The organism is Caballeronia sp. PC1 (genome assembly GCF_021353155.1).
GTDB lineage: Bacteria > Pseudomonadota > Gammaproteobacteria > Burkholderiales > Burkholderiaceae > Caballeronia > Caballeronia cordobensis.
The window spans coordinates 2055986-2072245 of the sequence record NZ_JAJUBH010000001.1; the positions used below are offsets into that span (position 1 = coordinate 2055986).

The window sequence follows — 16260 nt, forward strand, 5'->3', positions numbered from 1 at the left end:
AACAAAAAGCAAAAAACCAAACCCCATCACCCCCTCAACCGATGCATCACCGTCTTCAATGCCGGATAAACCTCCAGATAAACCGCAAACCGCTCCGCATAAACCCGTTGCCGCTCTGCATCCGGCAGAGCCCGCTCCACGAGCGTCACCCATCCTCCCTCAGCCGTCTCGGCAGAAACCAGCCCAACCCCCAACGCAGCCAACAACGCAGCCCCCATCGCCGCCTCGACATCCTGCTCGATCGACAACACCGGATACCCGGTCACATCCGCGATGATCTGCATCCAGAGATCCGAATGCGCCGCGCCGCCCACGACGATCAACCGGTCATCGAGCGATTGCGCGCCACGCCGACCCGCCTCCATGTTGTGCTTCAACGCGAACGCGACGCCTTCGAGCACCGCGCGATACAGCGTCGCACGCGTATGAAACAGATTCAATCCGACGAACGTGCCCGACGCGCGCGCATCCCAGACCGGGCTGCGTTCGCCCATCAGATAAGGCAGGAACACGACGCCATCCGAACCCGCCGCGACCTTCGACGCCGCCTCTTCCAGCAACCGATGCGGATCGCCATGCGGCATCGTCTTCGCCGCCGCGATCTCACCTTCGCAGAACTGATCGCGATACCACGCGACACACTGCCCCGCCGTGCTCGCGCCGCCAAACACGTAGAGATCGCGCTTGCCGTTGTAGACGTGCGGCATCGACACGAGTCCGTGGCTCGCATCGACGCTCTGGTTGATGTAACCCCAGCACATGCTCGTGCCGATCATCGCGACATGATGACCCGCCTTCGTGACGCCCGCCGCGAACGTCGCGACAGCCGCATCGACGCCGCCCGCGACCACCGGCGTGCCCGCGGCAAGTCCAAGCGCATCGGCCCATTGCGGCAAGAGCCCACCCACCACGTCCGATGACTCCACGAGCCGCTCCGGCATCATCGATACGGGAATGTCGAGCATGTCGAGCGCCTCGTGCGACCAGGCGCGGTTTGCGACGTCGTACACGCCGCCCAGGTTGCCCGCCGAACTGTGATCGACGGCAAGCTCGCCCGTCAGGCGTTGAATCACGAACGCATTGGGCGGCAGGAAATGACGCGTTTTCGTCCACACGTCCGGCCGGTTGTTGCGCAGCCAGAGCATCTTCGTGAAGCCGTAATAGCTGTCCACGCCATTGCCCGTGATGGCCGCGAGCCGCGTCATGTCGACGTGTGCGCGCACCCAGTCGACCTCCGCCGTCGCGCGCCGGTCCATCCAGATGAGGCACGGATACAGCGGCTCCATGTGCTCGTCGACGGGAATGCCCGAGCCGCCGTAAAGACTGCTCACGCAAAGCGACTTCACATCGCTCGCGGCAACGCCCTTCTCGCGTGCCTTCGACACCACGCCCGCGATGCACGCGGTCACGGCGTCGAACCAGACCGATGGCCATTGCTCGGCCCACAAAGGCTTCGGCGTATCGGGATGGTAGGCACTCGAATGCTGCGCGACGATCGCGCCGTTCGTATCGACGAGCAACGCCTTCGTGCTCTGCGTGCCGATGTCGATGCCGATCACGTAATCCATGTCTGTCTCCCGCGGGCTGTTTTTTGCGCCTATCGTTGAAATACTGGCCCACGCACCTTCGTTCAATGGCCGATAGCTTGCCTATTCGGGTTATTCCCGATCCGCATCCGTCGCTGCAGTTGGTGCGGTGCAACGCCGCTCGGTCGCGCACCTGCTTCGCAATCGGATGCCACGCGGCGCGCGAATTGCGCCGCATCGCGGGACGCCCGCCCGCATCGCCGCGCCTTGACTTTCCCCGGAACGAATACGATCATTCGACCATCGAACGAGCAAATGTTCATTCATCCGCTTTGACCGCCCTCTTGCGTCGATGCGAACCGCCGTCCGCACAGAACGGGCGCACAGCCAATCAGAGGAAGAGACGACATGACTAGCGAAGCCAACGTGATCCTGCACATCGGCGCCGGGTCTTTTCATCGCGCGCATCAGGCGTGGTACCTGCATCGACTGAACGAGTCGGGCGACACGAGCTGGTCGCTCGCCGTCGGCAATATTCGCGGCGACATGAACGCCGTGCTCGACGCGCTTGCCGCGCAAAATGGCGAATACACGCTCGAAACCGTCACGCCCCAAGGCGAGCGCGAGTACGAAACCGTTCGCGCGATCAAGAAGGTCGTGCCGTGGTCGGCAGATCTGGCCGAGCTCATCGCCGTGGGCGCGGACCCGACAACGAAGATCGTCTCCTTCACCGTCACGGAAGGCGGCTATTACCTCGACGAGCACGACAAGCTCGATACCGCCAACGCCGATCTCGCCGCCGATCTCAAAGGTTCGAAAAACACGATCTACGGCGCGCTCGCCGCGATCCTCGATGCGCGCATGAAAAACGGCGCGGGCAAGGTGTCGCTGCAAAACTGCGACAACCTGCGCAGCAACGGCGATCGCTTCAAGGCGGGCATGCTCGAGTTCCTGCAACGGCGCGGCGAGACGGCGCTGCGCGACTGGATGATCGCGAACACGTCGTGCCCCAACGCGATGGTCGATCGCATCACGCCGCGTCCGACGCCCGATGTCGCCGAACGCGTGAAGGCCGCGACCGGCTTCGACGACCGCGCGCCGGTGATGGGCGAAAAGTTCATCCAGTGGGTCATCGAAGACAGTTTCATCGCCGGGCGGCCCGCGTGGGAGCGGGTCGGCGCGGAGATGGTGGAATCGGTGCATCCGTACGAAGAGGCGAAGATCCGCATCCTCAACGCGAGCCATAGCTGCATCGCGTGGGCGGGCACGCTCGTCGGCCTTCAATATATTCACGAAGGCACGCAGGACATGGAGATTCGCGCGCTCGCGGACGCCTACGTCACCGACGACGTCATTCCATGCCTCACGCCGAGCCCGATCGATCTCGCGAAGTATCGCGACGTCGTGCTCGACCGCTTCAGCAATCCGTATATCAAGGATACGAACCAGCGCGTCGCGGCCGATGGCTTCTCGAAGCTGCCGGGCTTTATCGCGCCGACGCTCTCGGAATGTTTCGCGCGCGGCGTCGATCCCGAATCGACCGCGATCCTGCCAGCGCTCTTCTTTCGCTTTCTCGAACGATGGCACGAAGGCAAGCTGCCCTATGCGTATCAGGATGGCGTGATGGACCCGGCCGTCGCGCATGGCTTTTCCACCGCGCCCGATCCGATCAAGGCGTTCACCGGCGACAAGCTCCTGTGGGGCAGCATGGCGCAGACCGAAGGGCTCGAACGCGTGATGCGCAACGCGATCGCGAAGGTCGATGCGTGGCTCAGGAATCGGCCATAAGCACGACATAAGCGGGCCGTTATCGCCGCGCTCAGCGTAATCGTGAACCGCAAGCCGCGCCGCTCGGGTAATGTGCTCATGGCGCGGCGCGCCGCGTGGCGTTAAATTAGCGCCTCTCGCCGCACCGGCTCACTCTGTGTTTCGCTGGGCTTCACTCCCGCAACGACTAAAGGTTTGGTCATGTACTTAGGCATCGACCTCGGCACGTCCGAAGTGAAAGTTCTGCTGCTCGCCGGCGATGGCGCCGTGATCGGCACGGCGGGCACGCCATTCACCGTATCGCGTCCGAAGCCGCGCTGGTCCGAGCAAAATCCGCTCGACTGGTGGGAAGGCACGCGCGCGGCGCTCTTCAAGCTGCGCGAGAAGTTTCCCAACGAGTTCGCTCAAGTGCGCGGCATCGGCCTGTCAGGGCAGATGCACGGCGCGGTGCTGCTCGATTCGCACGACAACGTGCTGCGCCCCGCGATCCTCTGGAACGACATGCGCAGCGACAAGGAATGCACGGAGCTTTACGAGCGCGCGCCGAACCTGCACCAGATCGCCGGCAATCTGGCGATGCCCGGTTTCACCGCGCCGAAGCTGCTGTGGGTCGCGCACAACGAGCCTGACATCTTCAATCAGACCGCGTGCGTGCTGCTGCCGAAGGATTATCTGCGCATGCATCTGACGGGCACGAAGGTGTCGGATCCATCGGATGCCGCCGGCACGCTCTGGCTCGATGTCGCGCGCCGCGACTGGTCCGACGAGCTGCTCGCCGCGTGCGGCATGTCGCGCCAGCAGATGCCCTCCCTCGCCGAAGGCAGCGCGCCTTCGGGCACATTGCGTGCGGAGCTGGCGCGCGAGTTCGGCTTGCGCGATGGCGTGATCGTCGCGGCGGGCGGCGGCGACAATGCCGCGAGCGCGGTGGGCATCGGCGCGACGGACCCCGGCGACGGCTTCCTGTCGCTCGGCACATCGGGCGTGCTGTGCGTGATCGGCGACCGTTTCAGGCCGAATCCGGCATCCGCCGTGCATGCGTTCTGCCACGCGATTCCGGATCGCTGGCATCAGATGAGCGTGGTGTTGTCGGCGGCGAGTTGCCTGCGCTGGGTGTGCAAGCTGACATCGACCGACGAACCGACGCTGCTCGCCGAAATCGAGGCTCTGCCTCCGGATGCGCTGCCCTCCGCGCCGCTCTTTCTGCCGTATCTGAGCGGCGAACGCACGCCACACAACGATCCGTACGCGCAGGGCGTGTTTTTCGGCATGACGCACGCGACCGATCGCGCGCTGCTCGGTTATTCGGTGCTCGAAGGCGTGACGCTTTCGCTGACGGACGGGCTGGATGCGCTCGAATCGGCGGGCACGCAGGCGCATGCCTTGTCGATGCTCGGCGGCGGTGCGCGCAGCGCCTACTGGGCACAAATGTTCGCCGATGCTTTCGATACCCCGACACGCACGCATGGCGGCGGCGAAACGGGCGCGGCGCTGGGGGCGGCGCGGCTCGGGTGGCTCGCAGCCGGGGGCGATCCGGCGACGGTGCTCGCCAAGCCCGAGATCAAGCAGGAGTTCACGCCGGATGCGGCGCGGCATGAGGTGTTGCGGCAGCGGTTGAAAGGGTTCAGGGAGCTGTATCAGCATGTGAGGCCGTTGTTTGATTCGGCGCGGCCGAGGTTGGCTTGATTTTGTGGGTTTCGTGGGCTTCTATTAGGGGTGGGGGTTGCGTGCGCTTTTGCGTGGGCTTCTATGGAACTTGTAGTCGCGTCGGTTTTTTAGCACTGCCCCTCCCCGGGGCGGGGGTAACTTTCTTTGCTGCTGCAAAGAAAGTCACCAAAGAAAGCAGCTTTCCCCATCCAAAGTGCTTCACGCCGGCCCCGGCACAGGCGATTGGCTGAATGGAACCCAGAGTAGCGAGTGCCCCCATCGCCGAACCGGGCGTGGATCGCGCACGATCTGACACGCCATAGCTCTAAGCGCGCCGGTTCAGCACGAAAAAGCTCCGGCACAGCGCTACGCGCTGCCGTGAGGTATGCGAGGGAAACCGAGGGAGAAGCGCGCGGACCCGCGCAAACCCGATTTACCCATCGGCCGCGAAGCGGGCTGGAGCTTGAAATGGCTGTACCAGTTTGTTGAGTGGTGCGATGTGACGGACCGTGCGCGATCCACGCCCGATGGGTCCTTTGGGGGCGACACTTAGGCGAGTGCCGTTCCGCGAGGAGAAAAGTGGCCAACGTGCGTGTGACCGCGGGCGGTGACAAAGCTGCTTTCTTTGGTGACTTTCTTTGCAGCAGCAAAGAAAGTTACCCCCGCCCCGGGGAGGGGCAGTGCTAATAGACCAACACGAATCCGGGATCCGGCGATACAACAAGCGAAAGCAAAAAAAGCAACCAAAGTGCCCAAATCCACCGAAAAACTCGACCTCGCAACCCGCGCAGCGTGGCTCTACTACGTCGCCGGCAACACCCAGAACGAGATCGCCGAAAAGCTCCAGATCTCGCGCCCGGTGGCGCAGCGCCTCGTCGCGTTCGCGGTCGAGAAGAACCTGATCCGCGTGCGCGTCGATCATCGCATCGCCGATTGTCTGTCGCTCGCGAAGGCGCTCAGCGACCGCTACGGCCTCGCGATGTGCGAAGTCGTGCCCATCGACGGCGACGCGCCGGAACAGGTCGATCGCAAGCTCGCGGTGGCCGGCGCGCAGGTGATGGAACGCTATCTCGTCGATGAAAAGCCGATCGTCGTGTCGATCGGCAGCGGGCGCACGCTCAAGGCCTGCGTCGCGCAGATCGGGCAGCTCGACCGGCCGCAGCATCGCTTCGTGTCGATGGTCGGCGCAATCGCGCAGGACGGCTCGTCGAATCGCTATGACGTCGCACAGCAGCTATCGGAGAAAACCGGCGGCAAGCACTTCATGCTGCCCGCGCCGCTCATGGCCGACAGCGTCGCGGAGCGCGCGCAATGGGTCAATCACCGCCTGTATCGCATCGTCGATGAACTCGCGAAGCAGGCGGACGTGGCCTTCGTCGGCATCGGCAATGTGGGCGTGAACTGTCCGCTGCACGAGGACGGTTTCATCACGCGCGCGGAAGTCGACGAGCTGATGTCGGCGGGCGCGGTGGCCGAATGGCTCGGGCTGCCGATCGATGCGAACGGCCGCCGCGTGCAGTCGAAAACCGGCTCGCGCGCGACGAGCCTCGCGCTCGATTCGCCGCCCAAACGCCCGACGATCGGCTTTGCAGGCGGTGAGCGCAAGCGCGAGGCGCTGATCGCGGCGTTGAACGGGCAATGGCTGTCGGGGCTCGTGACCGACGAGTTGTGCGCGAAGGCGGCGCTCGAAGCGTAGCCGCGCTCAGAAGTCGATTTCGGCTTCCACATCCTGCCCGACTTCCAGCGCGACGCCCTCGCCTTTCACGACGATCGCGTTCTTGCCGAACGTCAGCGCGCCGTCGAACTGCTCGCTGCCGCGGTACGCCGCCATCGTGTCGAGCGGTTCGTGTGGCCACGACGGATTCGGCGCGCCCGTGTCCTGATCGATCGTCGGAATCGGGCAGCGCGTGCACAGCTTCACGAGGCGCACATGCACGTCGCCGATGCGCATCTCGCCCACATAATCTTCTTCGTAGGCATCGAGCCCGCCGATCACGAGATTCGGCCGGAAGCGATTCGCCACGATGCCCGGTGCGCCCTTCGCCGAAAGGCGCGCGTTGAGATCGTCGAGCGACGACTGGCCGACCACGAGCAGCGGAAACTGATCGGCGAAACGCGTGTGCGCGGCGAGCGGCGCGGTCCATTCGTCGCTGACATCGCGGCGCGACGCCGGCGAAAAACGCGCGAGACGCGCCGGCAGGCCGAGGAACGCGGTGAACCATTGCGCGGTGTGATCGCCGGTGTCGAGCGCATCGACGGTATCGCGCCAGACGGTCGCGCGCATCGGCCTCGCATCCGCGAGCGCTTCGGCCCGCAGGGGCGTTCGCAGCGTCGGCATGCCGGGCGCATCGATCAAGAGATCGTCGCCGTCGAACGCGGTCCTGATCAGCGCCATGCGCGCATGCGCGCGCTGCGTGAACATGCCACCTTGCGCGTCCGTCACCATCCAGTGACGGTCGTATTCCAGGCCGGTGTCGAAGAGCGTCGCGCGGTGCAGCCGCACGCCCGCGCAGGACTTGATCGGATAGACGAAGAGTTCGTTCAGGACGGGCATGGCGATATCGTGTGGGAGGGGCGCCGGCCATCGCGTGTGGCCGGTCGAACCGCGATTATCGCGCTTCTGAACGAACTCGCAAAAAAGCCTCAGGCCGCCGTCGCATGCTCCCGCTGCCACGAATCGACGACCTTGCGCGTGAACGCCTGCCCTTCCGCGTTGAACAGATGACAATGATCCGGCGCCGCGCCGAGCTTCAGCTTCTCGCCGCGCGCGTGCTTTTCGAGCGGCGGAATGCGCGAGATCAGGCCATCGGGCGCGACTTCGGTTTCGGCATACAGATACGCGGCATCGCCGAGCGTCTCCACCGTCATCGCCGATGCCGACAGGCCGTAGTCGCCCGCCTCCGTCGAATGCGGCTGCAAGTGCTCGGGACGAACGCCCACTGTCACCGCATCGCCCGGCCTGGCATTGCCCGGCAGCACGCCGACGAGCTGCGTCTCGCCCGTCGCGTACTTCACGAGCACGCCGTCGCTCTGCACGCTCGCCACCGTGCCCGACAGAAAGTTCATTTTCGGCGAACCGATGAACCCCGCCACGAACCGGTTCGCCGGCGCGTGATACAGCGTGTTCGGCGTGCCGACCTGCTCGATATTGCCCGCCGACAGCACCACGATCTTGTCCGCGAGCGTCATCGCTTCGACCTGGTCGTGCGTCACGTAGATCATCGTCGTCTTGAGGTCGTCGTGCAGGCGCGCGAATTCGAGGCGCATCTTCACGCGTAACGCGGCGTCGAGGTTCGAGAGCGGCTCGTCGAAGAGAAACACCTTCGGCTTGCGCGTGATCGCACGGCCGATCGCCACGCGCTGACGCTGACCGCCCGAGAGCTGCTTCGGCTTGCGATCGAGCAGATGATCGATATGCAGGATCTTCGCGGCGTTCTTCACCGCGGCGTCGATCGCGGGCTTCTTTTCGCCCGCGAGCTTGAGGCCGAACGCCATGTTGTCGTAGAGCGTCATGTGCGGATAGAGCGCATACGACTGAAACACCATCGCGATGCCGCGCTTGGCCGGCGGCAATTCGTTCACGCGCGCGTTGTCGATCATCAGGTCGCCGCCGCTGATCTCTTCGAGACCCGCGATCATGCGCATCAACGTCGACTTGCCGCAGCCCGACGGGCCCACGAATACGACGAACTCGCCGTCGTCGATATCGAGGTTGATGTTGCGCATCACCTCGGTTTCCTCGTAACGCTTGGTGATGTTGCGCAGGGTCAGGCTAGCCATGATGTGTGTCTCCTGTTTCGAACGACGCGTTCTGCAGCCATTGATCGACGAGCGCAGGCAATCGCGTCATGTCATCGAATACGGTTTGCGCGCCCGCTCGTTGAAGCGCGCCGATCTGTCCTTCCGTCGCATGCCCGCCGCCGATGAAACCAAGCACCGGCATGCCCGCCGCCTTCGCCGCCGTGACGCCCGTCACGCTGTCCTCGACGACGAGACAGCGCAGCGGATCGACGCGCAGCGCGCGCGCCGCCGCGAGATAGACGTCCGGCGCGGGCTTCGGGTTTTCGACCATGTCCGCGGTAAAGCGGCGCTCGCCGAAGAAGCGCACGAGGCCGGTGCGTTGCAGGACGGCATCGACATAGGTCGAAAAGCTGTTGCTCGCGCACGCCTTGGTGAACGGCACGGCCGCGAGCGCTTCGGCGATGCCCTGCACCGTCGGCGCCTCGATCGCCGCCGCCTCGACGGCGCGCCGGATCGCGATGACCTGATCGTGCGTCAGCGTGCGGCCGACCGTATCGGCGGCGCTCGCGAGCACCGCCTCGATGCGCAGGCCGAGCAGCGGCATGACGACCGGCTCGACATCGACGCCCGGCCACACGGCTTCCAGTTCGGCGACGAGCATGCGCGCCGCCACCGCTTCGCTGTCGATGAGCACGCCGTCGCAATCGCAGATCAACAGGCGATCTTCGAGATTGGCCCGTTCCAGTGGAGTGAGATTCACGCTCGCGCCCTCACTTCACCGCGCCGAACGTAAGGCCGCGCACGAGCTGCTTCTGCGAGACCCAGCCGACGATCAGGATCGGCGCGACCGCAAGCAGCGACGCCGCCGACAGCTTCGCCCAGAACAAGCCCTCCGGACTCGAATACGACGCGATGAACACCGTGAGCGGCGCCGCGTTCGAACTCGACAGATTGATGCTCCAGAACGCCTCGTTCCACGACAGGATGATGAGCAGCAGACCCGTCGATGCGAGGCCGGGCAGCGCCATCGGCATCAGCAGGTAGACGATCTCCTGCCAGGTCGTCGCGCCGTCGATGCGGCCCGCTTCCAGAATGTCCTTCGGCACTTCGTTGAAGTACGTGAAGGCCATCCATACCGCAATCGGCAGGTTGATCAGCGTGTAGACGATGACGAGTCCCGACACCGTATCGAGCAGGCCCGTGTTCTTCCACAGGAGATAGATCGGCACGAGCACGCCGACCGACGGCATCATCTTCGTGGAAAGCATCCACAGCAGCACCGACTGCGTTTTCTTCGTGGGAAAGAAGGCCATCGCATAGGCGCACGGCACGGCGAGAATCAGGCACAACACCGTGACGCCCACCGAGATCAGCACCGAATTCCACGCGAAGCCGAAGTAATTGCTGCGCGCGAACACTTCGCGAAAGCTATCCAGCGTCGGCGTGAAAAACAGCGACGACGAATACGCCTGCTGCTCGGTCTTGAACGCGGTGATCGTCATCCAGAAGATCGGGAAGAACAGCAGGATCGACACGATCCACGCGACGATGCCCGGCACGATGTTCTTCACGTGATCGAGCGCGGAGGTTCGCGGCGCGCCTGTGACGGATTGAGTGCTCATGACTCGTACTCCCCTTTGAGGTTCTTCGCGAGCATTCTCACGAGGAAGAACGCGACGATATTGGCGAGAATCACCGCGAGAATGCCGCCCGCCGACGCAAGACCCACATCGAATTGCTGCAGGCCCAGCGCGTAGATCAGGTACGACAGGTTCGTCGTCGCGGTGCCGGGGCCGCCGCCGGTGGTCGTATAGATTTCCGCGAAGATCGACAGCAGGAAGATGGTTTCCATCATCACGACGACGGCGATCGCGCGTTTCAAATGCGGCAGCGTGATGAAGAAGAACATCGCGAACGGACCCGCGCCGTCGATGCGCGCCGCTTCCTTTTGCTCCTGATCGAGCGACTGAATGGCCGTGAAGAGAATCAGGAACGCGAACGGCAACCATTGCCACGCCACGATCACGATGACCGCGAAGAGCGGATACTCGGCGAACCAGTCGATCGGCTGCATGCCCATCGAGCGCATGAGTCCCGCGATCAGGCCGTACACCGGATGCAGGATCATGTTCTTCCAGATCAGCGCGGAGACCGTCGGCATCACGAAGAACGGCGCGATCACGAGCAGCCGCGCGATGCCCTGACCGAGGAACTTGCGATCGAACAACACCGCGAGCAGCGTGCCGCCCACGACCGTGATGACGAGCACCGAAATGATCAGCGTCAGCGTATGGCCGATGGACGGCCCGAACGCCGGATCGGTGACGAGGAATTCGAAGTTATCGAAGCCCGCGAAGCCTTTGACATCGGGGTTCAGCAGGTTGTAGCGCGAGAACGAAAACCAGATCGTCATCGCGAGCGGAATGGCCATCCACAGGAAAAGCAGTCCCGTCGAGGGCGAGATCAGCCAGCGCACCGACTTCGCGCGCCGCTTGTCGCGCTCGGCGGCCGACTCCTCCAGATGATGATCGGTGATGGGGGGATTCAGTTGACTCATCGTGACACCTCTCGATGATGATGCTGGCGGGCCGCATCGAACGACACGGCCCGCGTACCGGCCTTACTTCTGATAACCGGCCTGCTTGACCGCGCGATCGGCGGCGGCGTTGGCCGCCTTCAACGCCTGATCGACGCTCGTCTGGCCCGCGACGACACCCGCGATCGACTGGCCCACGACCGTGCCGAACGACTGGAACTCCGGAATGCCGACGAACTGGATGCCGGTGTACGGCACCTTCTTGAGCGTCGCATCGTTCGGATTCGCGCTCTCGATCGCCTTCAGCACGAAGTCGCCGAACGGCGCGGCCTGCTTGTATTCGGGGCGCGCATACGTGGACTTGCGCGTGCCCGGCGGCACGGAGGCCCAGCCCTCGTCCTTGCCGACCATCTCGATGTACTCCTTCGAGGTCGCCCACGCGGCGAACTTCTTCGCGGCTTCCTGCTGCTTCGACGTCTTCGGAATCGCGAGCGACCACGACCACAGCCAGTGCGAGCCCTTCGGCGTGACGGCGACGGGCGCAGCCGCAAAGCCGATCTTGTCGGCGACCTGCGATTGCGACTTGTTGTAGAGCATGCCCGCGGCGACCGTCGCGTCGATCCACATCGCGCATTTGCCCGACGACATCAGCGTGAGGTTTTCGTTAAAGCCGTTCGAGCTCGCTCCCGGCGGGCCGTCGTTCTTCAGGAGATCGGCGTAGAAGCCGACCGCCTTCTTCCATTCGGGCGTATCGAGCTGGGCTTGCCACTTCTCGTTGAACCACTCGCCACCGAACGTATTCACGACCGTCGATACAAACGCCATGTTCTCGCCCCAGCCGGCCTTGCCGCGCAGGCAGATGCCGTACTGGCCTTTGGACTTGTCGGTGAGCTTGTCGGCGAACTGCTTGATCTGGTCGTAGGTCGGCTGATCGGGCATCTTCAGGCCCGCGGCGTCGAACAGGTCCTTGCGGTAATACGTCATCGAGCTTTCGACGTAGAACGGCAGCGCGAACAGCGTGCCGTTGTACGAGAGGCCGTCGCGCGCGGACTTCACGACATCGTCGAGATCGTAGTTGGCGGGCAGGCCGGTCATCGGCGAGAGCCAGCCGCGCTTGCCCCATTGCGGCGCTTCATACGTGCCAATCGTGATGACGTCGAACTGGCCGCTGTTCGTGGTGATATCGGTCGTCGCGCGCTGACGCAGCACATTCTCTTCGAGAATCACCCACTTCAACTGAATGTCCGGATTCGCCTTCTCGAACGCCGGCGCGAGCTTCTTCAACTCGATCATGTCGGGGTTGTTCAGCGTGGCGATGGTGAGCGTCGCGGCATGCGCCGAGACCGGCGCGAGCGCGGCGGCGGCCAGCGCGGCGCATAGCGCGCTTGCGGCGTGACGTGCCCGCGGTTGTGCCCGAACGATGCGTTGAGTGCGTTTCATGTTGGTTCGTCTCCGTTTTGTTGGCACGGGCACAGCGTGCTCTCTTGCTCGACCGCATGTGCCGTGTATGCCGCTGCCTGCTTTCGAGGTGCGCGCTGAAAAACGCGCGGTTGCCGTGGTTATCCTTGTGCAGCGTTTCGCGTCACGGTTGCCGCATTCATCGCGACGCCGTTTCACTATAGACGGTGCTTTCCGCGCTTCAAGCCGCATGCTGCACGCACGCGGTGCATCATCAACTCATCCAGTTGCCGCCGTCGACGTTGATCGTCTGCGCGGTGATGTAATCCGCATCCGATGACGCCAGAAAGAGCGCCGCGCCCGTCAGATCCGCGGGCACGCCCATGCGCCCGAGCGGCACCGCCTCGCCGACGAGCCGCTTCTTTTCGCCCGGCGCACGGTTCTCGTAGCGCGCGAAGAGCGCATCGACCTGCTCCCACATGGGTGTATCGACGACGCCCGGCGCGATGCCGTTCACGTTGATGCGCTCTTTCGCGAGCGCGAGCGCCGCCGATTGCGTGTAGCTGATCACCGCCGCCTTGGTCGCGCAGTAATGCGACACGAGCGCTTCGCCGCGCCGCCCGGCCTGCGATGACATATTGATGATCTTGCCGCCGCGTCCCTGCTCGACCATGCGCTTCGCGACGGCCTGCATCAGAAAGAACATGCCTTTGACGTTGACCGCGAAGAGGCGGTCGTAGACGTCCCAGGATTCGTCGAGGATCGGGCGCATGTCGAAGAGCGCCGCGTTGTTGAAGAGAATGTCGATGCCGCCGAAACGCTCGACGGTGCGCGCCACGATGCGCTCGATGTCTTCGCGCCGCGTGACGTCCGCCTTGAGCGCGAGCACGCGCGCCGGGACGTCCGCGAAGCGCTGCGCCAGTTCGTGCTCGTCTTTCACGTCGACCACGACGACCTGCGCGCCTTCCTCCAGATAGCGCCGCGCGACGGCCTCGCCGATGCCGCTCGCCGCGCCCGTGATGATGGCGACCTTCTCTCTCAGTCTCACCGATGTCTCCGATTCTCCGCACCGTTCTCGCATAGTGAGCGAACGCTCTGCGAATGAACAATTGCTCGTTGGTTGATCGAATGATCGGCGCTGCGCGTGATCGTGTCAAGGCATCGGCACAGGTTTCGATGTTGCGTCGCGCAAACTTCCGAAGACTCGGGAAAACCCGTCTGGTAAGGCTGACAGGGAGCAAGCGGCGTTCCGCGTCGCCGTGAAGACATGCCTTCGGACGTGCAACAAAGTGTGATACGTTATATCATCGCTCAATCATCCTATGAGCGGCTTCAACGCTCGTGCATAACCTCTTGCGAAGGCCGCGCCGAGCGTGGCCGACATGCCATGACCGTATCCGTCCAAACCATGCTGGCCCGCGCCGAGGCCCTCGCCGTCGAGCGCGGCGTCGCGCTCACGCCGCTGCGGCGTCAGGTGTACGAACTCGTGCTGAAGGCGCACAAGCCGATCGGCGCCTATGACCTCATCGACGCGATGGAGCCGCAACGCGGCGCGCGCGTGCCCCCGACCACCGTGTATCGCGCGCTCGACTTTCTGGTCGAGAACGGCTTCGTGCATCGCATCGAATCGAAGAACGCGTTCATTGCGTGCTGCGACGCCGGCAAGCCGCACGAAAGCCAGTTCCTGATCTGCGACGAGTGCGGCAACACGCTCGAAATACAGGGCCGCGAACTCGCATCGTCGCTGTCCGCGAGCCCGCCCGCGCATGGGTTTCAGGTGCATCACCAAGTCGTCGAACTGAGCGGGCTGTGCAGCGACTGCCAGAAGAAGCATCGCAATGTCTGAATCCGTCATCCATCGGCAACAACAAAGGAACTCGATGAAACTCGCGCACGTCCTGACCTGCTTCGCCATCGCACTGGGCATTTGCAACGCGGCCTCCGCGCAGACCGCGCGCGTGCCGGTCGTCGCGGCGGAGAACTTTTACGGCGATGTCGTGCGCCAGTTGGGCGGCGATCACGTGCAGGTGACGAGCATCCTCAGCAATCCGGACGAAGACCCGCATCTCTTCGAGGCAAGCCCGAAGACGGCGCGCGCGCTGCAGCACGCGGCGCTCGTCGTCTATAACGGCGCGGACTACGATCCGTGGATGGACAAGCTGCTCGCCGTATCGCGCAGCAACGACAAGCGCACGGTGATCGTCGCGGCGCAACTCGTCGGCAAGAAGGCCGGCGACAATCCGCATCTCTGGTACGACCCGTCGACCATGCCCGCGGTCGCCAAAGCGGTGAGCGCGTATCTGTCGAGCGCGGACCCGTCGCACAAGAACGATTACGACACGCGCCTCGCGGCCTTTCTCGACACGCTCAAGCCCATCGACGCGAGCGTCGCGCGGCTGAAAACGCACTACAAGGGCGTGCCGGTCACGGCGACCGAGCCGGTGTTCGGCTACATGGCCGATGCGATCGGCTTCGAGATGCGCAATCAGCGCTTCCAGCTGGCGGAGATGAACGAAACCGAACCGAGCGCCGCCGATATCGCCGCGTTCGAAAAAGATCTGCGCGAGCGCCGCGTGCACGTGCTCATCTATAACAGCCAGGCGACGGGCGCGCTGACGAAGCGTCTGCTCGCCGTCGCGAAGGACGCTCACGTGCCGAGCGTCAGCGTGACGGAGACCTTGCCCGCCGGCAAGACGTATCAGCAATGGATGCAGTCGCAGCTCGACGCGCTCGCGGGCGCGCTGCAAGGATGGCAACGATGAACACCGCCGCAACGGCGCAAGCCGCGCTGGAAGTCGATCGCGTGACGCTCGCGCTCGGCGGGCGCGAGATTCTCAACGATGCGAGCTTCACCGTGCGCAACGGCGAGTTCATCGGCGTGCTCGGGCCGAACGGCGCGGGCAAGACCACGCTGATGCGCGCGCTGCTCGGCCTCGTGCCGCTCAAAAGCGGCTCGATACGCGTGAACGGCGAGGCGGTCGTGCGCGGCAATCCGTCGATCGGCTATATGCCGCAGATTCGCACCGGCCTTGCGAACCGCCGCGTGCTCGGGCGCGATTTCGTCGCGATGGCCGCGGACGGGCATCACTGGGGGCTGCCGCATCGCAATGCGCGCATCCGCGCCGATGTCGAGCGCGTGCTCGAACTCGTCGGCGCGCGTCAGTTGGCCTCGCGTCCGCTGTCGGAACTGTCGGGGGGCGAGCGTCAGCGGCTGCTGCTCGCGCAGTGTCTGCTCGGCGATCCGCGCCTGCTGTTGCTGGACGAACCGCTCATCAGTCTCGATCCGCGGCATCAGACGGGCGTGGTCGAACTCGTGCGGCGCGTGCAGCGCGAGCTGAATATCACCGTGCTGTTCTCGGCGCACGAGCTCAATCCGTTGCTGAATTCGCTCGACCGCGTGCTGTATCTCGGCAGCGGACGCGCGGCGCTCGGCACCGTCGACGAGGTCATTTCGAAGCCCGTCCTTTCGCGCCTGTACGGCTCGCCTATCGACGTGATGCGCGTGAATGGCCGCATCTTCGTGATGTCGGGCGATGTCGAAATCGACAAGCTCGATCACGCGCACGAGGAAGGCGACGAGCACGAGCACAAACATGACCACGGTCATGAGCACAGTCACGGTCACAGTCACAGTCACGCCAAGTAGAG

Annotated in this window: 14 protein-coding genes; 6 read left to right on the forward strand and 8 right to left on the reverse strand. The window is 64.2% G+C overall.

The window, feature by feature from the left end; all coding sequences use genetic code 11:
• Positions 1 to 26: 26 nt before the first annotated feature.
• A complete protein-coding gene (locus LY284_RS09920; protein WP_014190586.1) occupies positions 27 to 1568 on the reverse strand; it encodes an FGGY-family carbohydrate kinase in 1542 nt (513 codons plus the stop codon).
• A gap of 366 nt (positions 1569 to 1934) precedes the next feature.
• Between LY284_RS09920 and dalD the strand changes: the two genes are divergently transcribed.
• From dalD to LY284_RS09935, 3 genes are all read left to right on the forward strand, one after another.
• Positions 1935 to 3314 carry a D-arabinitol 4-dehydrogenase gene (gene dalD / locus LY284_RS09925; protein ID WP_045450391.1) on the forward strand — a complete coding sequence of 460 codons (1380 nt, stop codon included), beginning with the start codon at positions 1935 to 1937 and terminating at the stop codon, positions 3312 to 3314.
• 180 nt (positions 3315 to 3494) lie between these two features.
• A complete protein-coding gene (gene xylB, locus LY284_RS09930) occupies positions 3495 to 4976 on the forward strand; it encodes a xylulokinase (protein WP_045450390.1) in 1482 nt (493 codons plus the stop codon).
• Positions 4977 to 5685: 709 nt separating this feature from the next.
• Positions 5686 to 6633, forward strand: a complete 948-nt coding sequence (locus tag LY284_RS09935) for a sugar-binding transcriptional regulator (RefSeq protein WP_014190583.1) — start codon at positions 5686 to 5688, stop codon at positions 6631 to 6633.
• A gap of 6 nt (positions 6634 to 6639) precedes the next feature.
• Here LY284_RS09935 and LY284_RS09940 read toward each other — a convergent pair whose 3' ends face one another.
• The 7 genes from LY284_RS09940 to LY284_RS09970 form a co-directional block, all read right to left on the reverse strand.
• On the reverse strand, positions 6640 to 7491 hold the full coding sequence (locus LY284_RS09940) for an MOSC domain-containing protein (protein WP_045450388.1): 852 nt from the start codon (positions 7489 to 7491) through the stop codon (positions 6640 to 6642).
• 89 nt (positions 7492 to 7580) lie between these two features.
• Positions 7581 to 8717, reverse strand: a complete 1137-nt coding sequence (locus LY284_RS09945) for an ABC transporter ATP-binding protein (protein ID WP_045450387.1) — start codon at positions 8715 to 8717, stop codon at positions 7581 to 7583.
• The gene (locus LY284_RS09950) at positions 8710 to 9438 is read right to left on the reverse strand and encodes an HAD family phosphatase (protein ID WP_014190580.1); all 729 of its coding nucleotides are present in this window, start codon (positions 9436 to 9438) and stop codon (positions 8710 to 8712) included. The genes LY284_RS09945 and LY284_RS09950 overlap by 8 nt, the downstream gene beginning before the upstream one ends.
• A gap of 10 nt (positions 9439 to 9448) precedes the next feature.
• Positions 9449 to 10300 carry a carbohydrate ABC transporter permease gene (locus tag LY284_RS09955; RefSeq protein WP_014190579.1) on the reverse strand — a complete coding sequence of 284 codons (852 nt, stop codon included), beginning with the start codon at positions 10298 to 10300 and terminating at the stop codon, positions 9449 to 9451.
• On the reverse strand, positions 10297 to 11235 hold the full coding sequence (locus LY284_RS09960) for a carbohydrate ABC transporter permease (RefSeq protein ID WP_014190578.1): 939 nt from the start codon (positions 11233 to 11235) through the stop codon (positions 10297 to 10299). Before LY284_RS09960 ends, LY284_RS09955 begins: the two co-directional genes overlap by 4 nt.
• A 63-nt stretch (positions 11236 to 11298) precedes the next feature.
• Positions 11299 to 12654 carry a sugar ABC transporter substrate-binding protein gene (locus tag LY284_RS09965; RefSeq protein ID WP_045450386.1) on the reverse strand — a complete coding sequence of 452 codons (1356 nt, stop codon included), beginning with the start codon at positions 12652 to 12654 and terminating at the stop codon, positions 11299 to 11301.
• A 232-nt stretch (positions 12655 to 12886) separates the two neighbouring features.
• Positions 12887 to 13660, reverse strand: coding sequence for an L-iditol 2-dehydrogenase (locus LY284_RS09970; protein ID WP_014190576.1), 774 nt, complete (start codon positions 13658 to 13660; stop codon positions 12887 to 12889).
• A 339-nt stretch (positions 13661 to 13999) separates the two neighbouring features.
• Here LY284_RS09970 and LY284_RS09975 point away from each other — a divergent pair, with 339 nt between their 5' ends.
• The 3 genes from LY284_RS09975 to LY284_RS09985 are packed head-to-tail and all read left to right on the forward strand — an operon-like array spanning position 14000 to position 16258.
• Positions 14000 to 14458, forward strand: a complete 459-nt coding sequence (locus LY284_RS09975) for a Fur family transcriptional regulator (protein WP_014190575.1) — start codon at positions 14000 to 14002, stop codon at positions 14456 to 14458.
• A gap of 34 nt (positions 14459 to 14492) precedes the next feature.
• On the forward strand, positions 14493 to 15374 hold the full coding sequence (locus tag LY284_RS09980; RefSeq protein ID WP_045450385.1) for a metal ABC transporter solute-binding protein: 882 nt from the start codon (positions 14493 to 14495) through the stop codon (positions 15372 to 15374).
• Positions 15371 to 16258 (forward strand): metal ABC transporter ATP-binding protein, encoded by an 888-nt coding sequence (locus tag LY284_RS09985; protein WP_045451871.1) that lies wholly within the window; start codon positions 15371 to 15373, stop codon positions 16256 to 16258. The genes LY284_RS09980 and LY284_RS09985 overlap by 4 nt, the downstream gene beginning before the upstream one ends.
• Positions 16259 to 16260 lie beyond the last annotated feature (2 nt).

Coding starts and splice junctions, on each gene's coding strand:
- LY284_RS09920 (WP_014190586.1), bottom strand. CDS start 1,568: ATGGATTACGTGATCGGCATCGACATCGGCACGCAGAGCACGAAGGCG.
- dalD (WP_045450391.1), top strand. CDS start 1,935: ATGACTAGCGAAGCCAACGTGATCCTGCACATCGGCGCCGGGTCTTTT.
- xylB (WP_045450390.1), top strand. CDS start 3,495: ATGTACTTAGGCATCGACCTCGGCACGTCCGAAGTGAAAGTTCTGCTG.
- LY284_RS09940 (WP_045450388.1), bottom strand. CDS start 7,491: ATGCCCGTCCTGAACGAACTCTTCGTCTATCCGATCAAGTCCTGCGCG.
- LY284_RS09945 (WP_045450387.1), bottom strand. CDS start 8,717: ATGGCTAGCCTGACCCTGCGCAACATCACCAAGCGTTACGAGGAAACC.
- LY284_RS09955 (WP_014190579.1), bottom strand. CDS start 10,300: ATGAGCACTCAATCCGTCACAGGCGCGCCGCGAACCTCCGCGCTCGAT.
- LY284_RS09960 (WP_014190578.1), bottom strand. CDS start 11,235: ATGAGTCAACTGAATCCCCCCATCACCGATCATCATCTGGAGGAGTCG.
- LY284_RS09965 (WP_045450386.1), bottom strand. CDS start 12,654: ATGAAACGCACTCAACGCATCGTTCGGGCACAACCGCGGGCACGTCAC.
- LY284_RS09975 (WP_014190575.1), top strand. CDS start 14,000: ATGACCGTATCCGTCCAAACCATGCTGGCCCGCGCCGAGGCCCTCGCC.
- LY284_RS09980 (WP_045450385.1), top strand. CDS start 14,493: ATGAAACTCGCGCACGTCCTGACCTGCTTCGCCATCGCACTGGGCATT.
- LY284_RS09985 (WP_045451871.1), top strand. CDS start 15,371: ATGAACACCGCCGCAACGGCGCAAGCCGCGCTGGAAGTCGATCGCGTG.